Source organism: Exiguobacterium sp. AT1b, from assembly GCF_000023045.1.
Taxonomy (GTDB): Bacteria; Bacillota; Bacilli; order Exiguobacteriales; family Exiguobacteriaceae; genus Exiguobacterium.
Map to the genome: position 1 here is coordinate 2206781 of NC_012673.1, position 12035 is coordinate 2218815.

General features: G+C 50.8%; 12 protein-coding genes and 1 riboswitch. Of the genes, 11 read left to right on the top strand and 1 reads right to left on the bottom strand.

Translation table 11 applies throughout. The annotated features are described in order from the left end of the window. The first annotated feature begins 12 nt into the window (after window positions 1-12). The 4 genes from EAT1B_RS11510 (at window position 13) to EAT1B_RS11525 (ending at window position 4653) form a co-directional block, all read left to right on the top strand. The gene (locus tag EAT1B_RS11510; protein WP_015880734.1) at window positions 13-1371 is read left to right on the top strand and encodes an MATE family efflux transporter; all 1359 of its coding nucleotides are present in this window, start codon (window positions 13-15) and stop codon (window positions 1369-1371) included. Window positions 1372-1489: 118 nt separating this feature from the next. Further along, window positions 1490-2638, top strand: coding sequence for an N-acetylglucosamine-6-phosphate deacetylase (gene nagA, locus EAT1B_RS11515; protein ID WP_015880735.1), 1149 nt, complete (start codon window positions 1490-1492; stop codon window positions 2636-2638). After that, the gene (gene nagB / locus EAT1B_RS11520) at window positions 2635-3399 is read left to right on the top strand and encodes a glucosamine-6-phosphate deaminase (RefSeq protein ID WP_015880736.1); all 765 of its coding nucleotides are present in this window, start codon (window positions 2635-2637) and stop codon (window positions 3397-3399) included. Before nagA ends, nagB begins: the two co-directional genes overlap by 4 nt. Window positions 3400-3549: 150 nt before the next feature. Then, on the top strand, window positions 3550-4653 hold the full coding sequence (locus EAT1B_RS11525) for an LCP family protein (RefSeq protein ID WP_015880737.1): 1104 nt from the start codon (window positions 3550-3552) through the stop codon (window positions 4651-4653). A 29-nt stretch (window positions 4654-4682) separates the two neighbouring features. Here the strand turns inward: EAT1B_RS11525 and EAT1B_RS11530 are convergent, their stop codons facing one another. Next, a complete protein-coding gene (locus tag EAT1B_RS11530) occupies window positions 4683-5411 on the bottom strand; it encodes a GntR family transcriptional regulator (protein ID WP_015880738.1) in 729 nt (242 codons plus the stop codon). A 95-nt stretch (window positions 5412-5506) separates the two neighbouring features. Here EAT1B_RS11530 and EAT1B_RS11535 point away from each other — a divergent pair, with 95 nt between their 5' ends. From EAT1B_RS11535 to dapD, 7 genes are all read left to right on the top strand, one after another. Beyond that, window positions 5507-6667, top strand: a complete 1161-nt coding sequence (locus tag EAT1B_RS11535; RefSeq protein WP_015880739.1) for an alanyl-tRNA editing protein — start codon at window positions 5507-5509, stop codon at window positions 6665-6667. Further along, complete coding sequence (locus EAT1B_RS11540) at window positions 6661-7089, top strand: GNAT family N-acetyltransferase (RefSeq protein ID WP_015880740.1); 429 nt, start codon at window positions 6661-6663, stop codon at window positions 7087-7089. The genes EAT1B_RS11535 and EAT1B_RS11540 overlap by 7 nt, the downstream gene beginning before the upstream one ends. A gap of 77 nt (window positions 7090-7166) precedes the next feature. After that, window positions 7167-7346, top strand: a riboswitch (Lysine riboswitch). Window positions 7347-7460: 114 nt separating this feature from the next. Continuing rightward, a complete protein-coding gene (locus tag EAT1B_RS11545) occupies window positions 7461-8660 on the top strand; it encodes an aspartate kinase (RefSeq protein WP_031420946.1) in 1200 nt (399 codons plus the stop codon). A gap of 12 nt (window positions 8661-8672) precedes the next feature. After that, complete coding sequence (locus EAT1B_RS11550; RefSeq protein ID WP_015880742.1) at window positions 8673-9668, top strand: aspartate-semialdehyde dehydrogenase; 996 nt, start codon at window positions 8673-8675, stop codon at window positions 9666-9668. Between the two features lie 12 nt (window positions 9669-9680). Beyond that, window positions 9681-10562 carry a 4-hydroxy-tetrahydrodipicolinate synthase gene (gene dapA / locus EAT1B_RS11555; protein ID WP_015880743.1) on the top strand — a complete coding sequence of 294 codons (882 nt, stop codon included), beginning with the start codon at window positions 9681-9683 and terminating at the stop codon, window positions 10560-10562. Further along, window positions 10559-11308 (top strand): 4-hydroxy-tetrahydrodipicolinate reductase, encoded by a 750-nt coding sequence (gene dapB / locus EAT1B_RS11560; protein WP_015880744.1) that lies wholly within the window; start codon window positions 10559-10561, stop codon window positions 11306-11308. Before dapA ends, dapB begins: the two co-directional genes overlap by 4 nt. Continuing rightward, complete coding sequence (gene dapD, locus EAT1B_RS11565) at window positions 11286-11993, top strand: 2,3,4,5-tetrahydropyridine-2,6-dicarboxylate N-acetyltransferase (protein WP_015880745.1); 708 nt, start codon at window positions 11286-11288, stop codon at window positions 11991-11993. Before dapB ends, dapD begins: the two co-directional genes overlap by 23 nt. Window positions 11994-12035: the final 42 nt, after the last annotated feature.

The following is a 12035-nucleotide window of genomic DNA, read 5'->3' on the forward strand; positions in this document are numbered from 1 at the left end:
TGAGGGTTGTCCATGTACCAAACACATTCATTAAACGAAAAAATCAAACTGTTCTTCACGATTTTCTTTCCAATTCTAGTCACGCAAGTGTCTTTTTATTTGATTAGCTTTTTCGATACCGTCATGTCCGGACGTGCAGGTGCCGTCGATTTGGCTGGTGTCGGAGTCGGTTCAAGCTTGTGGATGCCGGTGTATACCGGACTGAGTGGAATCTTGTTGGCGGTGGCCCCAATCGTGTCGCAAGCGCTTGGTGCGAGAGACCGTCAACAGATTCAACGTACCTTGTTTCAAGGTATCTATTTAGCCATCATGCTGAGCGTAATCACGTTGACGTTGGGATCATTCCTTGTGCCGATGGCAATCGAGAGCATGGGGCTCAGTGTAGAAGGGAAACGAATCGCGACGCAATACTTGCTTGCCCTTGGATTCGGCGTCTTGCCGATGTTCCTGTTCAATGTGCTACGCACGCTCATGGATGCCCTTGGCAAGACGAGAGTCTCGATGATCCTCATACTATTAGGGTTACCCATTAATGTCGGATTAAATTACATCTTCATCTTCGGAAAACTGGGTGTGCCGGCGTACGGCGGGGTTGGAGCGGGAATCGCCTCGAGCATCACTTACTGGCTACTCTTCTTCATGGCCTTCTTCTTCGTGAGAAACGGGAAGCCGTTCCGCGAATACAAGTTTTTACGGACGACCGAACGGATGGTCTGGCTCCGACAAAAAGAGTTGTTACAACTTGGGACCCCAATCGGGCTCGCCATTTTCGCCGAAGTCAGCATCTTTGCGGCGGTCACGGTATTGCTCAGTTCATACGGTGACCAAATCGTCGCGGCTCACCAAGCGGCGATTAACTTTGCCTCATTCGTGTACATGTTGCCACTCTCGGCATCGAGCGCGTTGACGATTGTCGTGGGGTATGAGCTCGGCGCGAAACGACTGCAGGATGCCGTCCGCTATGCAAAAATCGGGCTCGCGCTCTGTCTCGGTGTCTCTATCTTTTCGGGTGCTTTTTTGTTTTGGCAAAACGAGCGGGTCGCGGCCATTTATACGAATGACCCGACGGTCGTGGACCTTGCAGCGCACTTTATGATCTTCGCTGTATTCTTCCAATTGTCAGATGCCGTCGCGGCACCGATCCAAGGGATATTACGTGGCTTTAAAGACGTCAACATCACGCTCGTCCTTTCACTCGTCGCTTATTGGGTCATCGGTTTACCTCTCGGGTATGTTTTGGCAGAGCACGCCGGGTTTGGACCAGACGGCTATTGGATTGGCTTGATTGCTGGACTTGCAGCCGGAGCGGTCTTGTTATTCCTCCGGTTAGTATGGATTGTCCGACGCTATGGCACGATTCAATCGACATAAAGAGGAGAAGATTGTTCGCAAATGTGAACAATCTTTTATTTATTTAAAATTGGTCTATACAACTATACTTTTATCCGATATGATAACATGGAGGAAAACAAAAAGGAGTGGTGAACCGATGGGGACATTGATCAATGCTCGTATCGTGTCAGCAGAACAAACATGGGAACGTGGATATATCAGATGGAATGGTCAAACGATTGATGAGATTGGATCGATGGAACAGTTTGAACAACAGGATGAGCATGTGATTGATGTCGCTGGAGCACTCGTGACACCGGGTCTCATCGATGTGCATATCCATGGGGGATATGAAGTCGATACGATGGATGCGGATGAATCAAAACTTCGGCAGTTGAGTAACGACATGCTACAAGAAGGCGTCACTTCTTTTTTTGCGACGACCATCACGCAGTCAAAAGAAGCGATTGAGCATGCCTTGAAGGCGGTCCGAAACGTCATCGAAGCGCAGGATACGACACTCATCGGGATTCACTTGGAAGGTCCTTTCGTCAACGTGGAGATGGCTGGGGCACAGCCGGCGGAATATATTATCGACCCGGACGCCGAGCAGTTCCGAAAATGGCAAGAGCTCGCCGGCGGTCATATCCGCCTCGTTACGTATGCACCGGAACGGCCAGGTGCACGTGCATTTGAAGCGGTACTTCGCGAAACCGGTGCGATCGGTTCAGCGGGCCATACGAGCGCGACATTTGAAGAGAACAAGCAGGCGGGCGTCAAACACGGGACGCATCTTTATAACCAAATGCGTGGGTTACATCATCGAGAACCCGGAACGGTAGGCTATTGTCTCTTAGAGGGTGGAGTCATCGCGGAAATCATTCCGGATGGGATCCATAGTCGTCCGGAGATGGTCGACTTCGCGTTTCGCTTAAAAGGAGCAGATGAACTTGTCGTCATCACGGATGCGATGCGAGCAAAAGGACTGCCGGACGGACAATATGAGCTTGGCGGCCAACCGGTCATCGTAGCGGACGGGGCTGCGCGACTTCAAGCCGGGAACCTTGCGGGCAGTGTGTTGACGATGGACGCCGCATTCCGAAACATTCAGGCATATACGGGATGTACGGTGGAAGAAGCGGTAAAAATGACCTCGACGAATGCGGCCAAAGAATTCGGGTTGACGACAAAAGGCGATATCAAATCGGGGTTTGATGCAGACTTTGTCGTTTGGGATGACACGACACATGTTCAGATGACTTTCGTCAAAGGTCGAATCGTATATAAACGGGAGGAACAAAGATGAATGTACTAGTCGCAAAGACGGCGAACGACGCGGAACGCATCGCCTATACGCTAATCAAAGAACGGATTTCAGGGAAACATGACTTTGTACTCGGTCTCGCAACCGGTAGCACACCGGTCGGGATGTATCAGATGTTTAAACAGGACGCGCTCGATTGTAGCCATGTGACGAGCGTCAATTTAGATGAATATATCGGTCTGTCACCAGAGCATCCGCAAAGCTACAACCGTTTTATGAAAGATCGTTTGTTTGACGAGGTACCGTTTAAACAAAGCCATCTTCCTCAAGGTGATGCGCCAGATCCTCAGGCGGAGGCGGCTCGTTACGAAGACCTCGTTCGGAAGCTTGGTGTCGACTTACAACTTCTTGGTATCGGGGAAAATGGTCACATCGCATTTAATGAACCGGGTACAGCGCTTGATGCGAAGACACACGTGACCGAACTCACCGAATCAACACGAGAGGCAAACCGTCGCTTTTTTGACCGATTGGAAGACGTCCCGACGCATGCAATCACGATGGGTCTCGATACAATCATGAACGCACGTGAAATCGTCTTAGTCGCGACAGGGGAGCGGAAAGCTGAAGCGGTACAGCACATGATTGAAAGCGTACCGACCGTCGACTGGCCGGCCACAATCCTACAGGCCCATCCAGGTGTGACGGTCGTGCTCGACGGGGCGGCTGCATCGCGCTGTGCGGAATCCTTACAAGCTCGTGGGCAAGAAGCGGCAACACGATTTTTCACCATTCGGGATTAACGAACCTGCGGAGTCATCTCCGCGGGTTTTTCTGTGTTCAACTGTGGGAAAATGTAAAGAAACGAATTTGTCATCAAAACGTTTTCGACAAATTTACCGCTTTCCTCTATAATGAGTGAAGCTCATTATTTTGACTCGAAGGAGACCGATATGAATTCTAGAACACATGCTCGCAGACAGCGCACAGGTCCGTCTGCGTTTTATAAGATATTTAGTGCCCTCGTGCTGATTGCGATTATTGCTGGGTCTAGCATTTACGGTACAGCGTTTTACAAAGCCCACAATATGTTGTCCGGCACCCAAGTCACGTTAGAGGATGACCCGACGGTTGAGCCGACTCGTTATGATAAAGAAGATACGGAGACGTTCTTGGTTTTAGGAACAGACCTTTCGCCACAGAAGAAAGCGCGCGGTGAGTTCGGACGATCGGACGTCATGATTGTCGTCATTTTAAACAAGAAAGAAAAGCAGACGACGATGCTCAGTATCCCGCGTGATTCGTATGTCAACATCGACTACACGGGTTATAACATTCCTTATGGCAAGACGGGACTTGACCAAGATAAGATCACACACGCTTACTATTTCGGTTCGATGGATGAATCGAATCCGAACAACGGGATGCGGATGGCGACGAACACGATTGAAGATTTAGTCGGTGTTGAAATCGACCATGTCGTCTCGCTCAACTTCCAAGGGTTCGTTGATTTCATTGATGCGGTAGGTGGCGTTGAGATCGATGTTCCGTTCTCATCACAACAAAACAGTTACGATGCGTCACGTGAGACAGTTCAAATCGAACAAGGACTTCAACGGCTTTCTGGTGAAGAGGCACTGGCCTACGTTCGAAATCGATACGATGACCCACGTGGGGACATCGGTCGTGGACAACGCCAGATGGAAGTCATCAATGCCGTGCTCGAACAATCACTCGGCACATCACTCCTAAACAATTACGATAAGGTCTTGAAAGCCGTCGGCGACAACATGCAGACGACACTTGGCCCGAATGACTATATGCGTTTAATTGAAGACGTTGGCGCGCTCCACAATACGGTGCAATACCAATTGACAGGAGAAGGTGCCCGGGCAGATGACGGACACTTCTATTACTTCTTGAACGAACCGCTTCTTGAAGAAGTGCGCTATCGTGTGCAACAAGCGGATGCGGGTAACCGTGTCGAGCCGATGTCCGATACAGAACTCGAATCGTATACGTTAGACCCGAGCGGGGTAACGTATGAAGCCCAATAAAAAAAAGTTTGCCCTCGGGCAAACTTTTTTTATATGCGATCCATGGCGACAGTGAAAGAGTACGAGTCGCCACGGAAAAGGGAACGGCTGTATTCAAACATGCCGCCATCCTCGAGATATGTTCGCTGGTCAATCAACAAGACCGGTGCGTTCGGAGAAATGGTGAGGAGCTTGGCTTCTTCTGGCCCGGCGCTCCGGGCTTCGAGTGTTTGTGTTGCATTCTTCAAGCGTAAGCCATGCTGTTCGGCATACGCATAGATCGATCCCGTGGCGTCATCTTGCGTCAGGTCAGGCAATAAATGAACGGGAATATAGGCGGTCTCGAGCGCAAGTGGATGATCATCGGCGAGTCGTAGCCGTTTCATCTCATAAACCGGTGTTTGATTTGGGATACTCAGTTGCTGCGCGATGCGATCCGTTGCCGGAATGACCTCGTATGACAAGAGACGGCTGAGCGGTCGCATGCCTCGATGTTTGATTTCCTCGGAAAAACTCGTCAGTCCCGATAACGTCATCGCAATCTTCTGACTCGCGACGAATGTGCCTCGTCCTTTTTGACGGCTCAAATAACCGGCATTGACGAGGTTCATAATGGCTTGACGAATCGTCATCCGACTGACGTGAAATTGCTCCGAAAACTCACGCTCTGAAGGCAAGGTGTCTCCTGGTTTTAACAATCCGTCATCAATTTGTTGCTTTAAGTACGCTTCAATTTGATAATAAATAGGTAACGGAGATTGTTTATCGATTTCTAACATATCATTTCGCTCCTGACTGAGAAGATGTATGTTTCATTATAGACGAAATTAAACTAGTTGTCTGAACAGATTATAGAGAGAGGGTGGAGGACAAGATGGAACCATATACAGCAAGTACAGTCGTGACCTCGATAAAGGAAGACGGCAACGGTCATTGGCACACACTCGAGAACAGTCCGTTTTATGCGGAAGGTGGGGGACAACCGGCTGACCGTGGATGGATTGGGACGCTTCCTGTACTAGATGTACAAATCAAGGACGGGGAAGTGTGGCATCTCTTGTCAGAATCATTACCAACGGGAAAAGCGGTAGAGGTTCGAATCGATGAGGATGTCAGACGGGATCATTCCATCCAGCATACGGCTCAACATGTGATAACGGCGATTTTAGAAGACCGTCATGGCATTCGGACGCTCAGCTTTGGAATCGGAGAAACGGATTCATCCATTGAGATTGAAACGGCAACGATGGACTGGGCGCACGTTGAGGCACTTGAACAAGAGATGCAACAACTCATCTTTGAAAACCGTCCGATTCGTGTCTATGAAATCCCAAAAGAAGAAGTAGACCGGGCGCGCTTACGGAAAGAGACGGACCGAACGGGGATGATTCGCATCGTCGAAATCGAAGGTCTAGATTACAATGCATGTGGTGGCACTCATGTGGAGACAACGGGACAACTCGGTACCATCCATGTGACGGCGATGAAAAAAGTGAGGGGGAATCTCCGCTTGACGTATGTGGCGGGAAATCGAGCGATCAAGGCGACTCAACAAGCGCGAGCAGCGTTGCGGACGATTCACCATACCTTCTCGACAACGAATGAATCCGTTGCAGCCCGTGTAATCGAAGAACATACGATTCGTTTGGAACGTGAAAAAGAAATTAAAACGCTCGAAGAACGGATTGCCAAAGCGAAAGTAGAGGCCGTGTTGAAAGAAGATAACTATGTGGCCTTACATGTCGGAAGAACAGAAGCGGAGACGTTGACGACCGCCATCATCGAACGAATCGCGGCAACAGGGCGAATTGCCGTCGGGGCCAACTATGGAACGCAGAAGTTGTTCGTCATGCATGACGGGACACAGGATATCGCCGTCGGCACATTCTTGAAAGCGGCGCTCCAAGAGATGCAGATCGGTCGTGGCGGTGGAAACCATAAGCAGGCTCAAGCGCGTTTCACATCCGTAGCGGAACTAGAAAAAGGAATCGAAGAAATCGTGAAACGACTGCAGGAAGGGGTTTTACCATGTTGATCATTCAATCGGGAAATGAAGCAACGTTGATTGAACAGGCCAAACAAGTGCGGGAAATCGTATTCGTTCAGGAACAAGGGATCGATGCGAGTTTAGAATACGATGATTTAGACGGTGTGTGTACACATGTGGTCGGGCTCCTTGACTCCGAACCGGTGACGACAGCACGCCTTCGTCCCGTCGACTCGACTGTCGGGAAAGTGGAGCGGGTGGCGACGATTCAGGCGGCCCGAGGTCATGGATATGGAAAAGAGATCATGGACGAAGTCGAGCGTGTCGCGAAACGTCAAGGATTGGTCGAACTACGGTTAGGGGCACAGCTGACGGCGCTTCCGTTTTATGAAAAGCTCGGGTACGAGGCGTTCGGAGATGAGTTTTTGGATGCCGATCTCCCGCACCGCATGATGCGAAAAACATGGTAATCCTTTTTTGAAATATCCCATTTTTCTAAAAAAAGGTTGGCAAGAAGATTTCGTTTTGTTATAACTAATACTAACAACTGACAGATAGAGGTTGCGAATGACATGAGTAAGCTTGGTTGAAACGGACGCACTCCGGACCGAGCCGAAAGGGGAAATTCGCCGAAGTCGACGTTCACGTGCGTGTGAACGAAGGCTGGGGTAGTCGTGAACAACGCCTACACTGCCATGGTCAACTACCATGGAGCGCTATCTACGGAACGATTCTTTAATCGTTTTTCAACTGCGCGTACAAGCGGCAGACCGTAGGGAGAGTGCTTCCTACCGGTCTGCCGCTTTTTCTGTTGGTGGACATCTTGAAAGTGGGGAACTTGATGACAACCGTACTGAAATTTGGTGGCAGCTCCGTTGCCACAATCGAACAAATACAAGCCATTTCGGACTATTTACAGACACGTGTGGCGACCGGTGAAAAATTGGTCGTCGTCGTATCGGCGATGGGCAAAACGACGGATTCGCTCCTGTCGCTCGCCAAACAAATCACGGATCGCCCGATGATTCGTGAACTCGATCGGCTACTCGCCGTCGGGGAAGAACAGACAATCAGCCTACTCAGTATCGCCTTGAACTCACGAGGCGTGCCGGCCATCTCTCTAACGGGACAGCAAGCCGGGATCGATACGATGGGCATTCATACGAAGAGCAAAATCAAGGCGATTCGGAAAGAAGTGTTACACGAGAAGTTGCGTCAATACGACGTCCTGATTGTCGCTGGATTCCAAGGCGTAAATGAAGCGGGAGATGTCACGACCCTTGGGCGTGGCGGTTCGGACACGACAGCCGTCGCACTGGCGGCCGTCCTCAGTCAGCGTTGTGAAATTTATACGGACGTCGCGGGTGTCTATACGACAGACCCACGAATCCATCCGACGGCGAAACGTCTGGACACCGTCTCTTATGACGAAATGATGGAGATGAGCGCACTGGGCTCTAAAGTGATGGAGATGCGCAGCGTGGAGCTCGCGAAAAAGTACGACGTCAATATTTTTGTTGGGAAGACGCTCTCGAGCGAAGGAGGAACATGGATCATGGATACGACGCAAGCGATGGAACAAAAAGCAGTCACGAGTGTGAGTGTCGTCAAGAACGTACTCAGTGTCTCAATCAAACATATTCCGCATACGGCGGCGGGAGTCGCAGACATCTTTGAACGATTGTCAGAGCGACACGTCAACATCGATATGATTTCACAGACGGCATTCGACGGTGAAGTGTTCCTCTCATTCACATGTCCGCTCGATGAAGAGGCATTTTTAGAAGAGGCACTCGCGGAGTTGACAGCGACCTTGCCTCAAATCAAAATCGATCGTCACACGGAACATGCAAAAATTTCGGTCGTCGGAATCGGCATGCGAGACGCGACAGGCGTCGCATCAGAGCTCTTCGCGACATTCCGCGAGATGGGGATTCCATTCTATCAAGTCACGACATCAGAAATCAGTATTTCCTATACGATTCAAGAACAAGATGTGGAAGCGGCAGTCGCAGCCATTGCGGCCCGGTTCAACTTATAAGGAGGTAGCACGATGTATAACGTAGCAGTCGTCGGTGCAACAGGTGCCGTCGGACAAAAAATGATTGACGTCTTAACGGAATATGAATTTCCAATCAGCGAACTGAGACTCTACGCTTCAGCCCGCTCAGCAGGAAAGACGGTCGAGGTAAATGGGCAATCGGTCGTGATTCGTGAATTGACCGATGCGATTTATGCGGACCCGATCGATATCGCACTCTTCTCTGCTGGTGGCAGCATTAGTGAGCAATACGCCCCACGGTTGAGCGAGCAAGGAGTCATCGTCATCGATAATTCAAGCGCATTCCGAATGCAAGAAGGAATTCCACTCATCGTACCGGAAGTGAACCGAGTCGAACTCAGTCCGGAAAAGACGCTCATCGCGAACCCGAACTGTTCCACGATTCAATCGGTCGTGGCGCTCGCACCTCTAGCGGAAGTATACGGACTGACACGCGTCGCCTATACATCGTATCAAGCAGTATCGGGATCCGGTCAAAAAGGGATTGATGACCTCGAGCGCGGTGCGCGCGGAGAAGAACCGACGAATTATCCCTATCCGATTTATGATAACGTGTTGCCGCACATCGATGTATTTTTAGAAAATGGCTACACAAAAGAAGAACAAAAGATGATGGATGAGACACGTAAGATTTTAAATGCGCCAAACCTCGGGGTGACGGCCACTTGTGTCCGGGTGCCGGTACGAAACAGTCATGCGGTATCGATCACGGTGACGCTCGAACGGGATGCGACGGTCGCAGAAGTGAAAGCCGTCCTCGCCGATGCACCAGGAATCGTGTTGATGGACAATCCATCTGAACTGGCCTACCCGACACCTCTCGATGCGAACGGAACGGATGAGGTGTATGTCGGACGAATTCGCCGAGACGATTCACAATCGAATACGTTCCATCTTTGGTGCGTTGCAGATAACGTCCGAAAAGGAGCGGCCGCGAATGCCGTTCAAATCGCACAATGTATGATTAGTCAAACAGCGACGAAATAAGGAGGAGATGACATGTTCACAGGAGTGGCGACAGCATTAGCTACCCCGTTTCAAGAAAATGGGCAGTTGAATCTAGAAGCATGGGCAGCATTAATTGAAGACCAAATCAAAGAAGGCGTGACGGGTCTCGTCATCGGCGGGACGACCGGCGAAGGGATGACAATCACTGATGATGAGTTTGAGACATTGCTCGTTCGAGCGGTGGAGGTCGCAAACGGTCGAGCCGTGATCATCGCGGGGACCGGGTCGAACAATACAGCAGTCAGTATCGAAAAAACGAAACGGGCCGCCGAACTTGGTGCGGAGATGGCGATGGTCGTCACACCATACTATAACAAGTCGACACAGGCCGGGCTGATTGCTCACTTTACCGCGATTGCGGATGCGTCACCGATTCCACTCATGCTCTATAATGTTCCGTCACGGACGGGTGTCGCCTTGGCACCGGAAACGGTCGGTGAGCTCGCAGAACATCCACGTATCACGGCCTTGAAAGAAGCGAGTGGGGATATCTCGGTCATGGCGCAGATGATGGCCCATATTCCGGAGGGGTTCACTGTTTACTGTGGAAATGACGATCAAATCTTGCCATACATGGCTTGGGGCGCACAAGGTGTCGTCTCCGTTTTATCAAACGTCTATCCGGGAGCGACGGTCGCGTTGGCAGAGGCGCTGTTGGCAGGTGATTTACAGACGGCTCGCACGTGGCAAATTCGCTTGCTCCCAGTCATCGATGAACTCTTCGCTGAAGTGAATCCGATTCCGGTGAAGGCGGCGCTTCAAGCGCGAGGTTTTGAAGTCGGCGCGCCACGCCTACCGCTCGTTCCGATGAGCGCGACGGCTGAAGCGAAATTACTGTCGGCGATGGAGCAATTCAATGAGGTGAGACAATGAATGTTCTCATCCATGGGTTTGGCGCAATGGGACGGATTGTCGAAGAGGTCGCTCATGCGCAAGGTGTGAATGTCACGGCAATCGTCTCACCGGGAAGTGACGAGCACACGGCGACTCTGAATGAGGTGGACGTACCCGTCGATGTCGTGATCGATTTTTCGAACCCGGCGTTACTCCCTGATTTACTCGCGTTCGGACGGGAGCGCAATATTCCGCTCGTCATTGCGACGACGGGCTTCACACCGGAAGAATTGGCCGAGATTGAAACGGCTTCACAAGAGATCCCAATCTTCCAGTCTTACAACACCTCATACGGGATCGCGCTCTTGAAGCAGTTGCTCGACCAACTCGTCCCACTCACTCTCGGGTATGATATTGAAGTGATTGAGGCACACCATCGAAAGAAAGTGGACGCACCAAGCGGCACGGCAGAATTGTTGGCACGTGCCATCGAAGCGAAGCGTGACGTGACACCGATTTACGAACGAACGTCACGTCGGGAAGCGCGTGGTGCTGAAGAGTTAGGCATGCATTCCATTCGGGGTGGCACGATTTTCGGTGAGCATACCGTGCTCTTCGCCGGAGATGATGAAATGATTGAACTGAAACATACCGCGTTATCGAAACGCGTCTTTGCAAACGGGGCCCTTGCCGCTGCGGCAACGATCATCGATCGCCCGGCAGGACTTTATAATCTATCGAACTTATACGAGGAGGCTACTCATGTTACTCACAAACGCTTATGAAATCGCACAATATATTAAAGATGCTAAGAAGGAAACACCAGTCAAGCTTTACGTCAACGGTCAATTGGCAGGTCTTGAAATCGAGGAAGCGAAAGCATTCGGAACGGATGAGTCGAAACTGTTCTTGACGACGGCAGAACGCGCTGCGGCATTTTTGGAAGCCAATGCATCGGTCATCACGGATTCACATCTTGAATACGACCGTCGCAACAGTGCCGTACCGATGCTTGATACGACACGACTCAATGCCCGAATCGAACCAGGCTCGTTCATCCGAGACCACGTCCAAATCGGAAACAACGCGGTTGTCATGATGGGAGCTGTCGTCAACATCGGAGCGGTCATCGGAGATGGTTCGATGGTCGACATGAACGCTGTCATCGGAGCGCGCGGAACGCTCGGGAAAAACGTTCACCTCGGTGCGGGTGCCGTGGTCGCGGGTGTCCTTGAGCCACCTTCAAAAGATCCGGTCATCATCGAGGACGGTGTCATGATCGGGGCGAACGCGGTCATCTTAGAGGGCGTTCGCGTCGGTGAAAATGCGGTTGTCGCGGCAGGCAGTGTCGTCACACAAGACGTCCCTCCAGGCGTCGTCGTTGCGGGAACACCGGCACGAATCATCAAACAGAAAGATGAAAAAACTTCTGAAAAAACGCAACTTGTTGATGACTTACGCTCTCTCTAACGTATAATAGACAGAAAATATAAAAAATGAGGAATGGGAGAG

Bases quoted from the DNA above. Each gene is read 5' to 3' on its own strand.
- EAT1B_RS11540 (WP_015880740.1), top strand. From the start codon at position 6,661: ATGTTGATCATTCAATCGGGAAATGAAGCAACGTTGATTGAACAGGCC.
- nagA (WP_015880735.1), top strand. From the start codon at position 1,490: ATGGGGACATTGATCAATGCTCGTATCGTGTCAGCAGAACAAACATGG.
- nagB (WP_015880736.1), top strand. From the start codon at position 2,635: ATGAATGTACTAGTCGCAAAGACGGCGAACGACGCGGAACGCATCGCC.
- EAT1B_RS11535 (WP_015880739.1), top strand. From the start codon at position 5,507: ATGGAACCATATACAGCAAGTACAGTCGTGACCTCGATAAAGGAAGAC.
- EAT1B_RS11530 (WP_015880738.1), bottom strand. From the start codon at position 5,411: ATGTTAGAAATCGATAAACAATCTCCGTTACCTATTTATTATCAAATT.
- EAT1B_RS11525 (WP_015880737.1), top strand. From the start codon at position 3,550: ATGAATTCTAGAACACATGCTCGCAGACAGCGCACAGGTCCGTCTGCG.
- dapD (WP_015880745.1), top strand. From the start codon at position 11,286: ATGTTACTCACAAACGCTTATGAAATCGCACAATATATTAAAGATGCT.
- EAT1B_RS11545 (WP_031420946.1), top strand. From the start codon at position 7,461: ATGACAACCGTACTGAAATTTGGTGGCAGCTCCGTTGCCACAATCGAA.
- dapB (WP_015880744.1), top strand. From the start codon at position 10,559: ATGAATGTTCTCATCCATGGGTTTGGCGCAATGGGACGGATTGTCGAA.
- EAT1B_RS11550 (WP_015880742.1), top strand. From the start codon at position 8,673: ATGTATAACGTAGCAGTCGTCGGTGCAACAGGTGCCGTCGGACAAAAA.
- dapA (WP_015880743.1), top strand. From the start codon at position 9,681: ATGTTCACAGGAGTGGCGACAGCATTAGCTACCCCGTTTCAAGAAAAT.
- EAT1B_RS11510 (WP_015880734.1), top strand. From the start codon at position 13: ATGTACCAAACACATTCATTAAACGAAAAAATCAAACTGTTCTTCACG.